This is a genomic window from Arthrobacter alpinus (assembly GCF_900105965.1).
Lineage (GTDB): Bacteria > Actinomycetota > Actinomycetes > Actinomycetales > Micrococcaceae > Specibacter > Specibacter alpinus.
The window spans coordinates 3,873,339-3,890,529 of the sequence record NZ_FNTV01000001.1; the positions used below are offsets into that span (position 1 = coordinate 3,873,339).

General features: G+C 63.1%; 15 protein-coding genes and 1 riboswitch. Of the genes, 6 read left to right on the top strand and 9 right to left on the bottom strand.

The annotated features are described in order from the left end of the window. Window positions 1-43: 43 nt before the first annotated feature. A complete protein-coding gene (locus BLV41_RS17755) occupies window positions 44-1,159 on the bottom strand; it encodes a zinc-binding dehydrogenase (protein ID WP_074713424.1) in 1,116 nt (371 codons plus the stop codon). A gap of 190 nt (window positions 1,160-1,349) precedes the next feature. Here BLV41_RS17755 and BLV41_RS17760 point away from each other — a divergent pair, with 190 nt between their 5' ends. Beyond that, window positions 1,350-2,327, top strand: coding sequence for a sugar-binding transcriptional regulator (locus BLV41_RS17760; protein ID WP_074712789.1), 978 nt, complete (start codon window positions 1,350-1,352; stop codon window positions 2,325-2,327). A 26-nt stretch (window positions 2,328-2,353) separates the two neighbouring features. On the opposite strand, the gene BLV41_RS17765 is transcribed toward BLV41_RS17760, so the two are convergent. The 3 genes from BLV41_RS17765 to BLV41_RS17775 all read right to left on the bottom strand — a co-directional run bounded on the left by BLV41_RS17765 (window position 2,354) and on the right by BLV41_RS17775 (window position 6,197). Further along, window positions 2,354-3,862, bottom strand: coding sequence for an FGGY-family carbohydrate kinase (locus BLV41_RS17765; RefSeq protein ID WP_244516961.1), 1,509 nt, complete (start codon window positions 3,860-3,862; stop codon window positions 2,354-2,356). Between the two features lie 89 nt (window positions 3,863-3,951). Beyond that, a complete protein-coding gene (locus BLV41_RS17770; RefSeq protein ID WP_074712790.1) occupies window positions 3,952-4,905 on the bottom strand; it encodes a DNA-3-methyladenine glycosylase family protein in 954 nt (317 codons plus the stop codon). Window positions 4,906-4,946: 41 nt separating this feature from the next. Then, window positions 4,947-6,197, bottom strand: a complete 1,251-nt coding sequence (locus BLV41_RS17775) for an ArsB/NhaD family transporter (RefSeq protein WP_244516962.1) — start codon at window positions 6,195-6,197, stop codon at window positions 4,947-4,949. 120 nt (window positions 6,198-6,317) lie between these two features. Beyond that, a riboswitch (SAM riboswitch) is annotated at window positions 6,318-6,430 on the top strand. Between the two features lie 5 nt (window positions 6,431-6,435). Between BLV41_RS17775 and BLV41_RS17780 the strand changes: the two genes are divergently transcribed. The 4 genes from BLV41_RS17780 (at window position 6,436) to BLV41_RS17795 (ending at window position 9,866) form a co-directional block, all read left to right on the top strand. Next, on the top strand, window positions 6,436-7,260 hold the full coding sequence (locus BLV41_RS17780) for an ABC transporter ATP-binding protein (RefSeq protein WP_074712792.1): 825 nt from the start codon (window positions 6,436-6,438) through the stop codon (window positions 7,258-7,260). A gap of 66 nt (window positions 7,261-7,326) precedes the next feature. After that, a complete protein-coding gene (locus tag BLV41_RS17785) occupies window positions 7,327-8,361 on the top strand; it encodes an aliphatic sulfonate ABC transporter substrate-binding protein (protein WP_074712793.1) in 1,035 nt (344 codons plus the stop codon). Further along, a complete protein-coding gene (locus BLV41_RS17790) occupies window positions 8,358-9,179 on the top strand; it encodes an ABC transporter permease (RefSeq protein WP_074712794.1) in 822 nt (273 codons plus the stop codon). Before BLV41_RS17785 ends, BLV41_RS17790 begins: the two co-directional genes overlap by 4 nt. A 129-nt stretch (window positions 9,180-9,308) precedes the next feature. Further along, window positions 9,309-9,866 (top strand): hypothetical protein, encoded by a 558-nt coding sequence (locus tag BLV41_RS17795; RefSeq protein ID WP_074712795.1) that lies wholly within the window; start codon window positions 9,309-9,311, stop codon window positions 9,864-9,866. On the opposite strand, the gene BLV41_RS17800 is transcribed toward BLV41_RS17795, so the two are convergent. Beyond that, entirely contained in the window at window positions 9,863-10,813 is a 951-nt protein-coding gene (locus tag BLV41_RS17800; RefSeq protein WP_074712796.1) for a LysR family transcriptional regulator, read from the bottom strand. The two genes, BLV41_RS17795 and BLV41_RS17800, sit on opposite strands and share 4 nt — an antisense overlap. A gap of 177 nt (window positions 10,814-10,990) precedes the next feature. Here BLV41_RS17800 and BLV41_RS17805 point away from each other — a divergent pair, with 177 nt between their 5' ends. Beyond that, window positions 10,991-14,443, top strand: a complete 3,453-nt coding sequence (locus BLV41_RS17805) for a bifunctional proline dehydrogenase/L-glutamate gamma-semialdehyde dehydrogenase (RefSeq protein ID WP_074712797.1) — start codon at window positions 10,991-10,993, stop codon at window positions 14,441-14,443. Window positions 14,444-14,544: 101 nt separating this feature from the next. On the opposite strand, the gene BLV41_RS17810 is transcribed toward BLV41_RS17805, so the two are convergent. The 4 genes from BLV41_RS17810 to BLV41_RS17825 form a co-directional block, all read right to left on the bottom strand. Beyond that, on the bottom strand, window positions 14,545-15,549 hold the full coding sequence (locus BLV41_RS17810; RefSeq protein ID WP_074712798.1) for a hypothetical protein: 1,005 nt from the start codon (window positions 15,547-15,549) through the stop codon (window positions 14,545-14,547). 183 nt (window positions 15,550-15,732) lie between these two features. Further along, window positions 15,733-16,134 carry a VOC family protein gene (locus BLV41_RS17815; RefSeq protein WP_074712799.1) on the bottom strand — a complete coding sequence of 134 codons (402 nt, stop codon included), beginning with the start codon at window positions 16,132-16,134 and terminating at the stop codon, window positions 15,733-15,735. A gap of 10 nt (window positions 16,135-16,144) precedes the next feature. Beyond that, on the bottom strand, window positions 16,145-16,594 hold the full coding sequence (locus tag BLV41_RS17820; protein ID WP_074712800.1) for a helix-turn-helix transcriptional regulator: 450 nt from the start codon (window positions 16,592-16,594) through the stop codon (window positions 16,145-16,147). Next, window positions 16,591-17,172, bottom strand: coding sequence for a P-loop NTPase family protein (locus BLV41_RS17825; RefSeq protein WP_074712801.1), 582 nt, complete (start codon window positions 17,170-17,172; stop codon window positions 16,591-16,593). The genes BLV41_RS17820 and BLV41_RS17825 overlap by 4 nt, the downstream gene beginning before the upstream one ends. Window positions 17,173-17,191: the final 19 nt, after the last annotated feature.

Below are 17,191 nucleotides of genomic sequence, written 5' to 3' on the forward strand. Positions count from 1 at the left end.
ATTGACGGACGTGGGAGGTGAAGCCTGAAGGTTGCTTCGCGGGTCAGGGGAGGATGGAGACCTTCACGGACGCGCCGGCGGTGTCGCCGACGAGGTCAAGTGCGTCCTGGAACCTGTCCAGGGGGAACTGGTCGGTGCAGATTTCGTCCAGTGGCAGGATGCCTGATTCGATCATCTTGATGGCAGCGGGCCAGCAGTGCGGGCCGAGGTGCGCGCCGCGGACATCGAGTTCCTTGTCGTCGCTGATGATCGACCAGTCGACTGTGACATCCGAGCCAAAGACCGAGTACTCAACGTAGGTGCCGAGCTTGGCCAGCAGGTTCAGGCCCTGGCCAACAGCCGAAGGGTGGCCGGTGCCTTCGATGTAGACGTCGGCTCCGTAGCCGCCTGTCAGGTCCTTGATGATCTGGACGGCATCTTCACGGCCAACGTTGATGACCATGTCGGCCCCGCACTTGGTGGCGAGGGCGAGCTTGTTGTCCGACATGTCCAAGGCAATGACCTTCATGGGGTTCTTGGCCTTGGCTCCGGCAACCATGCCCAGGCCGATCGGGCCGCAGCCTGCGATGACGACGACGTCGTTGAACTTGATCTCTGCGCGCTCAACTGCGTGCAGTGAGCAGGAGAGAGGTTCGGCGAATGCGGCGTGTGCCGGGGCGAGATCCTTGGAAACCTTGTGGGTGAGGGCCTTGAGGGGCACCAGCACGTATTCGGCCATGGCGCCGTTGTAGTTGCGGAAACCGAACATGTCGTGGGGGCCGCACATCCAGTACTGGCCGCGGACACAGTAGCGGCACTCGCCACAGGGCACGATCTGTTCGCAGGCGATCCGGTCGCCCATGTCCAGGCCGTGGTGGGACAGCCCTTTTGCGTCGCCGAGAACAACTGTCCCAATGAACTCGTGACCCGGGGTGACGCCGGCCTGCGCCCATGCGGGGCGGTTCTCGTCTCCCCAGAACTTCGGTGCACCGTGGTAGCACTTGAGATCGCTGGCACAGACGCCGACAGCCTCGACCTTGATCAGCAATTCACCCGGTCCGGGGACGGGAATCGGAAGGGTTTCCAACACGTAGTTTTCGGGTCCGTGGACGATGACGGCCTGCATGGTTGCAGGTACGGCAGTGGATGTGGCAACAGTTTCAGCAGCGGTGGTGGTCATTGTTTCCTCCATGAAAAATGTGATGTAGCTCAATGGTTCAAGTGTGGAGTCACCCTGAACAAATGTCAAGAACATAATTTCTGAACATGGAATCTGAGAAATTTTGTTCACAGCAGCCCTGTTTCGGGCTACCATGAAGACAGCCCAGCCCGCGCGCAGGCCGTGAAATGAACCAGGGGAGAATGAGCAATTGCCGACTGAAACGGCCGCCGCCGAAGGCGGAAACTTGAGCAGGTTTCCGGTGGAAACGCTGTATCAAGCCGCGCGCATGTACTACCTGGAAGATGTGAATCAGGCCCAAATTGCTGAAAATATGAAGGTTTCACGCCCCACTGTCAGCAGGTTGCTGACGGAAGCGCGGCGTATTGGGATGGTCAAAATTGAGGTTGTACACCCATCAATGGCTGTGACGGACTCGCTCGCCGCAGAGCTGGCTGAAGCCCTGGGGTTGGAAAAGGTGTACCTCGCCGATGCCGACCAGTCCGGCCGGTTGGGAGCAGGCCTTGCACCCGCGGTGGGTGAAGCTATCCGGGACATGGGGCTGGCGCCTGGGGACATCTTGTTGGCCTCGTCCGGCCGAACTATTTACGAGCTGGCAGGGGCGCCGCTGCCCAAATTGCCCGGAGTGATAGTCGTCCCCACCGTTGGCGGCCAGACGGAGCCCGAGCCCTGGTACCAGACCAATGAGATTGCACGCTCGATTGCAGAGCAGACAGGTGCCCGCCCGGCCTTCCTGTGGACCCAAGCATTGCCCGCTCCGGAAATGTTTGCGCTGCTCCAGCACGACCCCGACTTTCAGCGGATTCAGCGGCTGTGGGAGTCGGCGAAAGGGGCCTTGTTGGGCATCGGTGCCCCGCCGACCACGCGAAGCTCGATCTCCCGCTTTATCCCCAAAGATGACGACTCGCTGTCCCGGGCGGCCGGGGACATATCCCTGAATTTCTTTGACGCTGACGGGGCGGAAATACATTTTCCAGGCAGCGGGAACATGATCACCACGCCCCCGGCCCTGTTGCGTTCAATTCCCTGTGCCGTTGGCGTCGCGGTGGGTGCGGAAAAGGTTCGAAGCATCATTGGCGGGGCCAACACCAAATACTTCCGCCGTCTGGTCACGGACGTCCAGACGGCCAAGGCAATTCTCGACGTGGTGCACTCGGCGACGGCCTAGGGCCCGGCCCGGAATCAGGCAGTGTTTCAGGCGCCGCCCCGCTGGATCTTGGCCAAGGCGTGCATGTGCCCGGCGGTGGCCGGATACAGCTGGCAGTACTTCTCATACAGGAAGTCGTACTGTTGCGCCGACGCCGGATCCGGCTCAACCACGCGCGCCATGCGCGTCCAGTCGGTCTCCGGCGGGACTGCCCCGGTTGCAATCGCGGCCATGAGAGCATCCCCGTAACTGGCGCCAATTGTTTGTTCGGGGATGATTTGGGTGCGCCCCAGAATATCGCTGACCAGTTGTGTCCAGAGCGTCCCTTGGGTGCCGCCGCCCACTGCCAGGATTCGCTGGATGGGCTGACCGGAACTTTCAAAAAGCTCCAAGCTCTGGCGCAGGCCGAAACAGATGCCTTCCAGAGCCGCCCGGACCAGATGCCCACGGCCGTGTCGTAGGGTCAGCCCGATGATCGTGCCCCGGGCGTCGGGGTCTAGGATCGGCGAGCGTTCGCCCGCGAAATACGGCAACACCAGCAGGCCGTCTGCGCCGGGGCCGGCATCCAGTGCCTCCGCCATGAGCGTTTCCATGGGGGCATCGCCGAACAAGTGTGCCAGCCAGGTGATGAGGATTCCGGAGGTCGACATTCCTCCTGCGAGGGTCAGCGTTCCCTGCTCCACCCCCGCGGTGGTCCACAGCTGTCGGTGCGCGTGAAAATCGGCCAGCACTTGAACGAAAAACATGGTGGAGCCGTACATCAGCATGAGGTCGCCGGGTATGCGGACCCCGGCGCTGAATCCTTCCGCCCAGGCGTCGACAGTGCCGGCGCAGACCGGCGTCCCCGCCGGGATTCCCGTCAACGCGGAGGCGGAATCGGTGACGGTGCCAACGATGTCGGTTGACCATGCCAGCGCAGGCATGGGGATGTGCCCGGCGATGGCGTCCGCCCGCTCCGGAATCCAGTCCTGCCGGTGGACGGCATACAGCGGGTCGCACTGGCTTGCCGTGTGGTGATCCAGGATGTATTCGCCGGTGAGCTTGGCGGTGAGGTAGGAACTGCAGCTGAACCAGTGGCGGGCCGCGGCGAAAACTTCCGGTTCCTGGTCTGCAAGCCAGCGGAGCTTGGGTCCCACCGCCTGGGACGACAGGACCTTGCCGCCGGTGGAGTAGATGGCATCCTCGCCAAATTCCCGGTTCAGGTCTTCGATCTGCTGTTCCGCCCGGGTGTCAATGCCATAGAGGATCGCGGGGCGAAGTGGCGTGTAGTCGGCATCGGTGACGACCAGGCAGGGCCCCATCCCGCTGATGGAGACTCCGGCAACTCTGGTTGGATCGTTCCTGGCGAACAGTTCGCCGCACAGGCCGATGACCTCGGCCCACCACGTATTTTCCGCATCAAACTCCGCCCAGCCCGGACGGGGGAGGGATACCTGGTGTGTGATGGTGGCTGTGTCTAGAATTGCGCCGTCCGAGTTCGTCAGGACGGCTTTGCTGCTTCCGGTGCCTAGGTCAATACCGAGGAACATGTGGATCCGCCTCTGTGATCGGGTCATTGGTGCGTCCCTTCCAGGCTGCCGCTGCCAATGGTGAATGTCTCCATTATGTGGTGAATCTGCGACTGGCGCCGGGAGGGCGTGCGTTCTCAGTGTCCGCGGTGGTCCTGGATGCTCATCCTCGGCCCGAACGACGGCTTGCGGAAACCGCTCAGGTACAGCATCCGCACCACCCGCTGCCTGTGCCCGCGCCACGGTTCGAGAAGTTCCAACATGCCCGCGTCATCCACGGGCTTGCCTGCCAAGGCCCAGCCAACGTAAGCGGCCAGATGAAAATCGCCCACCGCCACTTGGTCAGGATCGCCGTGAGTTCGTTGGGTGACCTCAGCGGCCGTCCATGCGCCGATGCCCGGGATGCTTTGCAACTTTGTGCCAGCTTCTGCTGCCGGCAACTTCGCCAAACGATCCAGGGCCGACGCCGAACGCAGCATCCGCATGATGGTTGCCGAACGCTGGGGTCCAACACCTGCCTTGTGCCACTCCCAGGAGGGAATAGCCGCCCACTGTTGCGCCGTGGGGGCAACCAATAAATCCGCCGGAATCTGCGCGTGTTCGCGCGCTCCGGGCGCTTGCGTGCCAAATTTTCGCAACAACGTCGCGTACCCGCGGTGGGCCTCGACGGTGGTGACCTTTTGCTCGAGGATGGCCGGCACCAGCGAATCAACCACCCGCCCTGTGGCGGGCAGGCGCAGCGCCGGGTACCGGCGTCGTGCTTCCTTGATGCGAGGGGGCAGGGACTGGATGAAATCTGGTGCGTCAAAAGTGGACCAGTCATCCTGCGCGCCAAGCAGTGCAGGAACGGTGGAGAGTGCGTGTTCGGCGCCGGGACCCCAGGTGCGGGCGTGCAACTCGGTGCCGTGTTGGTTGATGCCCAGAGTCGCGGGGCCATCCGGGGTGTTGAAGGCGAGCCAGGCGGCGTCAGGGGTCATCCGGATCGTAGGGTCGCCGGGGCCGCGCCCGATGATGCCCAGCGTCTGGTGCAAATTGAACGGACGGCCGGCATCCCAGACCACGGCGGGCCCTGAAAACATGGTGGCGGTCATGAGTTCATCCTCGCACGGGTGGACGCTGGAAGGCAGTCAAACTAGCTGGGCATCCCGGCGCTCAACCACAATGCCAACACCGCAGCCGGGATTAAGACAACAACAAGACACAACCCGGCCAGGACAAAACGGCTCCACGAGATGGTGATTCCCATGGATTTGAGCCGCGCATGCCACAACAGGGTTGCCAACGATGCCCAAGGACTGATGAGTGGGCCAAGGTTGACGCCAATTAGAAGCGCGGCCAGCCTTACAGAGGAGTCTGCCTGGGTTTCGAGAGCCAAGTAGGCCGGCAGATTGTTGATCGTGTTGGCACTGACGGCGCCGGCGGTGGCGAGTTGAAGCAGACTGGGAAGGCTGTCCCCAGATCCGGCGACCCTAGCCAGCGCAGTGCCCAGGCCATGGTCATGCAACGTTGCAACCACAAGAAACAAACCCAGGGTGAGCAGCAACGGTTGGACCGGCACCATGGCCCATTTCACGGCGGACCGCCTTCGAATCAGAAAAACCAGCAACAAAAACGCGGCAGCGATGCTGGCGGGGATGGCAACGGGGATTCCTGTAACGAGGGCGGGCAACAGGAGTGCAAGTGTGACAGCACTGATCCACAGGAGCGCTCTATCCCTCACCTGGTGAGCTGGCGGGGATTGGTAGCGGCCGCGCAGATCCTTGCGGAAGATCAAGGCCAGAAATGCCAGTGGCACCACGACGCCCACTAGGGCAGGTGCCCACAGCAGGCCGAAGAATCCCAGCGGAGTGGTATCCAACTGATGTTGAGCCAGGAGATTGGTCAAATTGGATACCGGCAAAAACATCGATGCCGTATTGGCCAGCCATGCCGTGGTCAAGGCGAACGCCAAAGGGGGAATTCGCGCATGGCGTGCCAATTGCACAACCAACGGGGTGACGAGCACCGCCGTGGTGTCCAGGGAGAGGAAAACGGTGCTCAGGGTTGCCAAGGCAACAACCAGCAGCCACAAGATCATGATCCGGCCCGTGCTCACGGGACCCGGTACGCGCGGCGTGCCCCATCGGGCCAAGCGCGAGGTTAGGAAATTGAACAAGCCGGCATTGTCGGCAAGCTCGGTCACGACCGTCATGGCAAGGACAAACAAGAGTATAGGAAGTGTGCGGCCCGCCAGCGCTAGAGCTGATTCGCGGCTGAGCAGGCCAGTACCCCACAGAATCAGCCCGACGGCGAAGATCCCGGCAGGCAAACCCGATGCCAAATATTTCTTCATGCGGGTGCCGGTTCCTGCCGGGCTGCTGCGGTCATGGTTCCATGTTCGCACGACGAATTGAATACTCGCCGTCTCCCGTCACGCGCCACGCGAGCGGAGGATTGTTACGGCTCACTAACTGCCCTAGTGCCCCAAATTTTCGCCCATCCGCAGGAACCCCTAGGCTGGTGCTGACCATCCCGAGCGGCCGAGAGATCTGGCTCAATGACGCCGCAGCAACCCTGGTCGACGCCACCACAAAGGCGCCGATGCTGGCAGGGTGCTACCGCCAGAACCGATGGAGTGCCGCATGACCGATTTACTTTCCACGCCTATTTCCGGACCGTCTGCCGAACCGCAGGGCACTGCGGCCATGCCGGTCTCATTCCACAACCTTGGCCGCACATTTGGCACTGGCACGGCCGCGCACACGGTGCTTCGAGACGTCTCCTTTGAGGTTAAAGCAGGGGAGATTGTGGCGCTCCTTGGCCCCTCCGGTTGCGGCAAGTCCACACTCCTGCGCGCCGTGGCCGGGCTCGATGCGCCCAGCTCTGGGACTGTCAGCATTGACGGAACCCCGGTTACTGGCATAGATCCACGCTGCGCCGTGGCGTTTCAGGAACCCCGTTTGCTGCCGTGGAAATCAGTCTCCGGGAACGTGGCAATCGGGGTTCCAGCCGGCTTCGACGCAGCCAAGCGCAACGCAGCAGTTGAAAAGTTGGTGGGTCTCGTGGGGCTTTCCAAGTTTGCCGGACACCGGCCGCGGGAGGTCTCCGGCGGTATGGCTCAACGAGCATCGTTGGCCCGCGCCCTGGCCAGAAACCCCGGAGTCTTGCTGCTCGATGAGCCCTTCGGAGCCCTGGACGCCCTGACCCGAATCACCATGCAGGACCTGCTGCTGGACATTCATGCAGCCGAACCCACCACGGTTCTGCTGGTGACCCACGATGTTGATGAGGCCCTGCAACTTGCCGACCACATCATCTTGTTGGGTCCCGATGGCAGCGACCTTCCCGGCGCAACTATTGTGCGCACCGTTGAAGTTCCAGGCCCTCGCCCCCGTGACCGGGCATCGACTGCCTTGGCCGGCCTGCGCAGCTCCCTGCTCGCCAGTCTCGGCGTCGACGGCCACTAGGACCACACGCCTTCACCGTCTTGTCTGTTCCTTCTTTTCTGAACCGCAACCATTTTGAGGATCATCATGTCTTTTTCTCCCACTGTCAGCCGCCGTTCCTTCTTGGGCGCAGCCGCCGCCATCTCCGCGCTGGCCATGGCCGGATGCGCGGGCGAAAACGCCACAACTGATGGTGCCGCTCAACAAGGTGGCACGTTGAACATCGACTTCGCCACATACAACCCGTTGAGCCTGGTCATCAAGGAAAAGGGCTGGCTTGAGGCAACCTTGGCTGATCAGGGCGTCACGGTGAACTGGCTGCAGTCAGCCGGTTCCAACAAGGCCAACGAAGCGCTGCGGGCCGGTGCCATTGACGTTGGTTCCACGGCCGGATCGGCAGCACTTTTGGCTCGATCAAACAAGTCTCCCATCAAGGCGATCTCCATTTTCTCCCAGCCAGAATGGGCGGCATTGGTGACAGCCAAGGGCTCAACCATCACTTCCGTGGCGGCTCTAAAGGGTAAATCCGTTGCGGCAACCAAGGGTACAGATCCATACTTCTTCCTGGTCCAGGCCCTGGCCGAGGCCGGTCTGAGCACGAAGGACGTGACCGTCGAGAACCTCCAACATGCCGATGGCCGTGCCGCCCTGGCCAACGGTTCCGTTGATGCCTGGTCAGGCCTGGATCCCATTATGGCCAGTGCCGAGCAAGACGGTGCGTCGCTGTTTTACCGAAACCTGAACTTCAACACCTATGGTTTCCTCAATGCCACCGAGTCGTTCTTGAAGGAGAAGCCGGAACTGGCCCAGACCGTGGTTGACGCGTATGAAAAGGCTCGGGTCTGGGCCTCGGAAAACCCCGAAGAGACGGCTCAGATCTTGGCCTCAGCCGCTGGTCTCAAGCCGGAAGTCGCCAACACTGTCATCCTGGAACGCAGCAATCTAGGGGTCTCCGGCGTCCCCGGCGAAAAGCAGCAGGCCGTGCTGGCCAAGATCGGGCCCACCTTCGTGGAGCTTGGCGACGTGAAGACCCAGGGAGAAGTTGATGACGCGCTGGCGAGCTTGCTGGATGACTCCTTTGCCACGAAGGCCAATCCGGCAAACATCAAGGAAGCATCATGACGGTAAGAGCAGGCGCCGCCACGAAATCGCCCGGGCGCACGGCACCCTCGGGCAAGGCTCTGCTCTCAAACGGATGGGCCAAGCTTGGCTTGGGTTTGATCTTGCCCGTGCTGATCTTGCTGGCCTGGCACTTGAGCACGGCGGCCGGAATCTTCTCCCCGGTTCAGTTGCCGGCACCTCGCACGGTGTTAGAGGCCGCCGGAGAGCTGATTTCACGCAATGAACTGTTCAACCACGTTGCCATCTCCACTCAGCGGGTGTTGCTCGGATTTGTGGTTGGTGCTGCGCTGGGTATTTCGCTTGGGGCGCTGGTGGGCTTGTCCAAGATTGCTGAGGTGGTGCTGGGACCAACCATCGGCGCGCTGCGGGCTGTCCCTTCACTGGCCTGGGTGCCCCTGTTGATCCTGTGGATGAAGATTGGGGAGGATTCCAAGGTCACCTTGATAGTAATTGGTGCGTTCTTCCCCGTGTTCACCACGGTGTCATTGGCGCTGCGTCACGTGGATAAAAACCTCGTGGAGGCTGCACGGGCCTTTGGCCTCAAGGGTGTGAAACTGCTGACGACGGTCCAGCTGCCGGCCGTTGTCCCGGCCATTTTTTCCGGCCTGCGGCTGGCTCTGGCCCAAGCCTGGTTGTTCCTGGTTGCCGCGGAACTCATTGCCTCGTCCATGGGTCTGGGCTTCCTCCTGACAGATTCTCAATCCAATGGCCGCACCGACAGGCTGCTGTTGGCCATCATCCTGCTGGCCATTCTCGGTAAGATCACGGATGCCTTGCTGGGGCTGGCCGAGAAGTGGGCTGTACGCCGCTGGTCTTGAGCGGTTGCCGCCCGCAGTAGCAAAGTAGTGTCCGCCCCAGTAGGGTGGCACCAATACTTCGGCAGATGAATCGAGAAGTGAATTGGGGACGCCATGAGGTTTGCTCAAGGGTCTGGATGGTGCATCAGCATGGATGCCTCGTGGCCGCTTTCGGTAGCACTGTACGTTCGTGATGCTTTGGGCCTTGCAGCGACCAAGCCGTTCTTTGTGCCTCCGGTAGTTCCGGAAGTGCCCGAGCAGATACCCGCAACAGGACCCCTCAGTGACGTTGTCTTGGCCGGCGAGTGGGCGCACTGGTTTGCCGATTTGGTTCGAACCCGCAACGGCATCCGTTCCCTGGACGAGCTGTTGCTTGAAGACCGCCACCCCGAGCTTCAGGACTCCGTGCAGCAACACTTCATCGCAGCCCAGAGCGCCGCGGAACTATTCAAGGTCTCGTACCACGACGAGCTCATGCGTGCGGGAAAGAACCACGGTGCCATCCCTTCCCGGCTGGTGCACACCATTGAAAAGGAGTTGGGCCGCCGCGCGTCCCCCTTTGAATTGGCGGTCAGGGTTGTTCCGGTTCAGGGTCAATGGCTTCACCGGCCCTTCCCCAAGCTGGTTCTCATGAGCAGTGCCGCGCAATTTGATTCCGATGCGCAGTTCCGCCTGCTGGGCCCCATACTCAGGGAACTGGCCAGCTAAACCCGGCCCTCCGGCGTCGAACTTTCCCCGGACAAACCCTCAGCCGCCACCTGCAGGATTTCCCGGCAGGCCAAAATAGCCGGACGACGGCGGCTGGCCCGGCGCGCGGCCGTGAACACTGTACGACGGGGGAGCCCAGGCAGATCGATCAGGGTTAGTGCCGGTTCCCGCCCCGTCCACATCAGATCCGGCATCAAGGCCACGGCATGCCCGGATTCAATGAGACGTACCTGGGCCTGGAGATCGGCCGTTTCAAAACGCACATCCGGTTCAAAACCAGCTTGCCGGCACGCCTGTTCGGCCCAGTGCCGCGAGGCTGCGCCGCGCGGCTCCATGACCCATGGCAGCCCGGCGGTGTCCTCAAGATGCGTGATGGGCTCGGCGCGCAGCCTGGCCACGGTTCCTTCCACGCCGGGGGAGGGGACTGCCAGTCGGATGGCATCGGTGGTCAGGACCACGCGGTCCAACTCCGGATGCCGTGGCGCGGCGTGTCCGGGGTATTGCTCGGCCACAACCATGTCGAAATCGCGCGCCCACGTCTCGTACAACGCCGTTTCCGGCTCGCGCTGGGTCATTTCGATGCGCACGTCCGGGTAGTTCTGCGACATCGCCGTGAGCAACTCCGGCAGCAGGGCCAAGGCTGCGGATTGGAAGACGGCCAGTTTTACCGTCCCTGCCACGGTTGTCAGCGAGGCCGCCATGTCCGCTTCGGCGCGCTCGAGGGATTCCACGATCTCCGCCGTGTGGGCCACCAAAATCTCCGCCTGTGCGGTTAGCTGCACGCGTCGGCCTACTTTGCGGAGCAGTTTCACCCCGGCTTCCTTCTCCAAAAGAGCCAGTTGCTGGGACACCGCAGACGGGCTGTATTGCAGGGCCAGGGCCACATCGGCCAGGGTTCCGCGGATGTGCAATTCACGCAGCAGCCGCAGGCGTTTTACGTCCAGCACGAGACTCTCCAAATAGTTAAGTAAAACTGACTAATATTCGTCAAAAAACACCACTTTTACTTATTGAATATTAGCTCCATACTGGACTCAATGGGAACCCGGCGGGCGTCTTTGGGCGATGTCGCCAGTGGGCCCACTAGCAATCGATCACCAGCAGAAAAGAACCCACCAGACACCATGACAAGCACCGTCCCTGCGGCCACCGCCGCGAACATCCCGGTCCCTGGCAACGACCTTGCCGAGGAGACCATCGCATTGGTCCGGCACTGGCTCGGCGAAGCTGCCACATTCCCCGCCGACGTCTCGGCACAGCGACTGGCTGGCGTCCTGAAGGACCCCAACGGCCTTGACTTCACAGTTGGCTTCGTTGACGGCGTGATCCGCCCCGAAGACCTCGCCGTGGCCGCCCGCAACCTGGCCGCACTGGCCCCCAAGGTTCCGGCGTTCCTGCCCTGGTACATGCGCGGCGCAGTCCGCCTCGGTGGCGTCATGGCCCCCATCCTGCCGGGCATTGTCATCCCGATCGCCCGCAGGGTTCTCCGGGACATGGTGGGCCACCTGATCGTGGACGCCACCGACGCCAAGCTGGGCCCGGCCATCGCCAAGATCCGCAAGGGCGGCGTTGACCTGAACATCAACCTGCTCGGCGAAGCCGTGCTGGGCGACAACGAAGCCGCCCGCCGCCTGCAGGGGACACTGGACCTGCTGGCGCGCGACGACGTGGACTACGTCTCCATCAAGGAATCCTCCACCGTTGCACCGCACTCCCCGTGGGCCTTTGACGACGCCGTCAACCACATCGTGGAAAAGCTCACGCCGCTGTACACGCTGGCCAACTCCTTCGCCAAGCCCAAGTTCATCAACCTGGACATGGAGGAGTACAAGGACCTCACCATGACCATCGCCGTGTTCAAGCGCATCCTGGACAAGCCCGAGTTCAAGAACCTCGAGGCCGGCATCGTGCTCCAGGCCTACCTGCCGGACACCCTGGCCGCCATGATCGAGCTGCAGGAGTGGGCAGCCGCCCGCCGCACCGAGGGCGGCGCCGCCGTCAAGGTTCGCATCGTCAAGGGCGCCAACCTGCCCATGGAACAGGTCCAGGCTTCCGTCTTCGGCTGGCCGCTGGCCACCTGGGGCACCAAGCAGGACTCCGACACCAACTACAAGCGCATCGTGAACTACGCGCTGACCCCCGAGCACATCAACAACGTGCACATCGGCGTGGCCGGGCACAACCTGTTCGATGTTGCACACGCATGGCTGCTGGCCAAGCAGCGCGGCATTGACACCGCCTCCGGCCAGCTGGAATTTGAGATGCTGCTGGGCATGGCCACTGGCCAGGCCGAGGCCGTCCGCAAGGACGTTGGCTCGCTTCTGCTCTACACACCCGTGGTCCACCCGGGCGAATTCGACGTCGCCATCGCCTACCTCATCCGCCGGTTGGAAGAGGGCGCAAGCCAGGACAACTTCATGTCCGCCGTGTTTGAGCTCTCCGAAAACGAGGCCCTGTTCGAGCGCGAAACCAACCGCTTCCTGGCCTCCCTCCAGGACCTGGACACCTCCGTCCCGCCCACGAACCGCGTGCAGGACCGCAACCAGCCGGCCACCCCGGCGCCTGCCGAGGGCTTCGCGAACACCCCGGACACCGACCCGTCGCTGGTGCCCAACCACGCCTGGGGCCGCGACATCCTGGCCCGCATCCCCGGCTCGGAGCTGGGTGACGACATCGTCGCCGCGACCACCGTCACGGAACTGGACGAGCTGAATCGCATCGTGGCCACCGCCGTCGACGCAGCCTCTGCCTGGGGTGCCATGACCGGCGCCGAGCGCGCCGCCATCCTGCACAAGGCCGGCGACATGCTGGACGCCCGCCGCGCCGACTTCATGGAGGTCATGGCCTCCGAGACCGGCAAGACGCTGGACCAGTCGGACCCGGAGATCAGCGAAGCCGTGGACTTTGCCCACTACTACGCCGAGCGCGCCAAGGACCTGGAAACCGTCGACGGCGCCACGTTCGTCCCGGCCAAGCTCACCGTGGTGACCCCGCCGTGGAACTTCCCCGTTGCCATCCCGGCCGGCTCCACCCTCTCGGCACTCGCCGCCGGCTCCGCCGTCGTCATCAAGCCGGCACCGCAGGCACAGCGCAGCGGCTCCCTCATGGTCCAGGCCCTGTGGGACGCCGGAGTGCCGCGCGATGTCCTGGCCCTGGTGCAACTGGGTGAAAACGAGCTGGGCCAGGCCCTCGTGGCACACCCCGCCGTCGACCGACTGATCCTGACCGGCGGCTACGAAACAGCCGAGCTGTTCCGCAGCTTCCGCAACGACCTGCCCATGCTGGCGGAGACCTCCGGCAAGAACGCCATCATCGTAACCCCCAGCGCCGACCTGGACCTGGCGGCCAAGGATGTTGTGCAGTCAGCGTTCGGCCACGCCGGGCAGAAGTGCTCCGCCGCGTCGCTGGTCATCATGGTCGGTTCCGTGGCCAAGTCCAACCGCTTCCGCAACCAGCTGCTCGACGCCGCTGCGAGCCTGAGCGTTGGCTACCCGGAAACCGCCACCACGCAGATGGGCCCGGTCATTGAGCCGGCCGCCGGCAAGCTGCTGGGCGCCCTGACCACCCTGGATGCCGGCGAGGCCTGGGCCATCGAGCCCAAGCAGCTGGACGAAACCGGGCGCCTCTGGTCCCCGGGTGTGCGCACCGGCGTTGCCGCGGGATCCAACTTCCACCTGACCGAATTCTTCGGCCCCGTGCTGGGCGTCATGCAGGCAGAGACGCTCGAGGAGGCCATCTCCATGGTCAACGCGATCGACTACGGTCTGACCACCGGCCTGCACTCCCTGGATTCCGCGGAGATTGGCCTCTGGCTGGACACCGTCCAGGCCGGAAACCTGTACGTGAACCGCGGCATCACCGGTGCCATTGTGCAGCGTCAGCCCTTCGGTGGCTGGAAGAAGTCGGCCGTTGGTGCGGGCACCAAGGCCGGCGGCCCCAACTACCTCATGGGCCTGGGGTCCTGGGTCCCCGCTACGGCCACGGCCACCGCGCCCCTGGGCGACGCCGCGACGAAGCTGCTGTCGGCTGCGTCCTCCCTGTCCGCTGATGAGCAGGCGTTCCTGACCCGCTCGCTGCAGAGTGACGCCGCCGCCTGGGCCAATGAATTCGGCGCCGCCAAGGACGTGTCCGGGCTGTGGGCCGAGCGCAACGTATTCCGCTACGTGGCACTGAACCCGCTGGTCCGCCTGGCCGAAGGGGAATCCACCGCCAAGCTGCTGCGCGTGCTTGCGGCAGGAATCCTGGCCGGGGCAGCCCCTGAAGTCTCCTCCGCCGTCGAGCTTCCCAGCGAAGTGGCAGCCCTGCTGCTGAGCCTGCGCATCAATGTGTCAGTGGAGAACGACGCCGACTGGCTCACCCGCGCGCAGCGCTTCGGTGCCGGCCGCATCCGCCTCATCGGCGGTGACGCCACAGCCGTTTACGCGGCCACCGGCGGACGCCCCGACCTGGCGATCTACCACGGTGAGGTCACCGAGGCCGGCCGTGTGGAGATGCTGCCGTTCCTGCACGAGCAGGCCGTCAGCATCACGGCGCACCGCTTCGGCACCCCGAACCACCTCTCGGACGGTCTGATCTAGCACCCTCCGCAGTGACTGGCCGATTTCCGCGCCCGTCCCCATAAATGCGCCTTGTCTACAGGGCGCATTTATGGGGGACGGGCGCATTTTTTGTGGGCCTGCTATTTTTGCGGGATTCCGGCCTGACGAAGCAGCCGCTCGAAGCCGCGAAGGTCCATCATTTCCGGCCATGTCCACCGGAAGAAGCCAACGCCCTGCGCCCGGATTTGATCTTCGCGGTCCTTTTCCTCGATGATCCGTTGTTCGATGGACTTTCCGCCGGCCCAATCCTGCCTCAAGTACTTGGCCCGGCCGTCAAATTCCCCGGCCTTGCGCTGGCGCGCGAACCAGAAGTCGACGAACGCGTCCCTGCCGTCGCGGAGGGTGAAGCAATGCTGCAGTTCCGGGGCGGCGAATCCCAGCTGGGCCATTCTGACCCGGCTGATGGATTCGCCCGCGGAACCGGAGAGTCCGGATGCGAACTCAACCACTGCCACGGCCCTGTTGTAGGCCGCCTTTGAAGGCAAGGAGTCTGCGGCGTCCAGGAGCTCGGACTTGAGCAGCGGCAAGCCCTGCGGCTCATCGTTGTTCCACACAGGATCTTGTTCGGAGGCTGCAGCATCCACGGGCAAGAAGACGTTGCCGGGCCCGGGATACCTGCGCTCATGCAGGCTGGAATCGCACACGGTCACAGCCTGCTCAAATTTCAGCCGCGTGATCAGTCCCAGCGTGGTGGTGAGTTTGTCCGTCAGCAGCAATGGACCGCAACGCACCACTCCACCGTCCAAACGCCCAAAGTGCCGGATGATGTCCCCTCGGCTGCGGCCGCCGCCCGCCTGATCCGTCAAAACGTACAGCTTCTCCGGTGTTCCGCAGATCCACAAGCCCCAAAGGAGTGCGGCCGTGGACAAGCAAAATATGGGCGGGTCCTTGGTAGCCAGCGTGAATGCCGCAGCGCGCAGGCCGTACTGGGAGAACTCATCCAGGGCGTGCCACTCGGTGGCCTCTGCGTACACGCTGCGGCGGACACGAAAGTACCTGCCGCTGTTGCAAAGCCTGGCGAGCAGGCGTGAATCCTGGCCTGCCAGCTCCAGGTCCGAGGGAAGAATCAACCGTGGTGTGCCCATGCCACCAAGCGTTCCAGACCTCTGGGCACCATGTAAGTGGGGTTCCTCGATCCTGTGGATAAGTCCGGAGAGCATGAAACTGATGTCACCCGAGGATCCGCGCGCCATTTCCGCACCCGCCTCCCATAAATGCGCCCCGTAGTAGGGGCGCATTTATGGGAGGCGGGCGCATTTCTCGCCAGCTCAGGCCTGGGAAACGCGGACCATGTTTCCGGAGGGGTCGCGGAAGGCGCAGTCGCGCGGGCCCCACGGCTGATCCACGGGTTCCTGGAGCACCTCGGCGCCGGCGGTCACGGCCTGATCAAAGGTGGCGTCAAGATCGGAGGCGCTGAAATTGATCATGGGCAGCACCCCCTTGGCGAGCAGCTCGGCCATGGCGTCGCCGTCTTCCTGGGAGCGCCCCGCGTGCGGTTCGGACAGGACGATTCCCAGGCCCGGCTGTGAGAGCGTGCCCATCGTGACCCAGCGGAAATCGCCATTGCTGACATCGTTTTGAACCTCAAGGCCCAGTGCATCACGGTAGAAGGCGATGGCCTCATCGGGGTTGGTTACTGTCATGTGCGTATATTGCAGTGAAATAGTCATGACACTTACGCTATGACGCCGTGGCCGCGGGTGCTTCTTCATTTCTGCTCGACTTGCCCGAACCATCGCGCGCCGGCCGGGTGGTCACCCTGACAAAGCACGGCGGCATGGCCTCTATGGCCTTGTGGTCGCGGCTCTTGTAGTTGCTGGGGGTCTCGCCCATGATTTCGGTGAAGCGGGTGCTAAAAGAGCCCAGCGAGGTGGCGCCCACGGCCATGCACGCATCGGTGACTGAATAGCCGGCACGCAGCAATGCTGAGGCCCTCTCAATCCGCCGTGTCATGAGGTAGCTGTAGGGCGTTTCACCATAGGCAGCCCGGAACTTGCGGGAAAAATGCGCTGGCGACATGAACGCCTTGGCAGCGATGGTGGGCACGTCCAACGGCTCCGCGTAGTCCCGGTCGATCATGTCTCGGGCCTTGCGCAGCAGCGTGAGCGTTGCCAATTCCTCCGGCATCATGGTTGAAGCTGCTCGCCGGAGGCAACACGGCGTTCGAGCATACCTATCCACACCTCAACATCTTTGGGCCTGGAGAGCCGCACTACCTGAAGCCCGGGATGCTCGTGTTCCAACTCCGGCACAACCTTTCTTAGTGAATTGCGGGTGCGCCAGCCCCAACGGATGATGTGGTCGGGGTTGTTGAAAATGCTCCATAGCGGACCTTCAAAGTTGCCGTTCCACAGCTCCACGCGTCGCAGCCGGCGCTGGACTGTGCGCCGGATGAGCCGCCCCATGGATACCGGCATGGGGAAATCCAGCCACAACAGAGTGTCGGCGCGTTGGGCCAACAATGGCCGCATTGCCGAATATTGCCACTCGGTAGCCCAGCTCGGCGCAGCGGTGAGACGTTCGACGTCGGCCGCGAAGTCCGCGCGCGGCTCCCAGTTCGGGCCGTGGAAAAGACTGTCGAGCTCGGTGTACGGGATGCCCAGTAAGGCGGCCGTCCGTCCTGCCAATGAGGTTTTGCCCGAACCGGAGACTCCGGCAACCAGCATGCGTCTGGGCAGGCGGGGCAGGGGATCGGTGGAGGAGAGCATCCTTGATTCTAAAACGTAG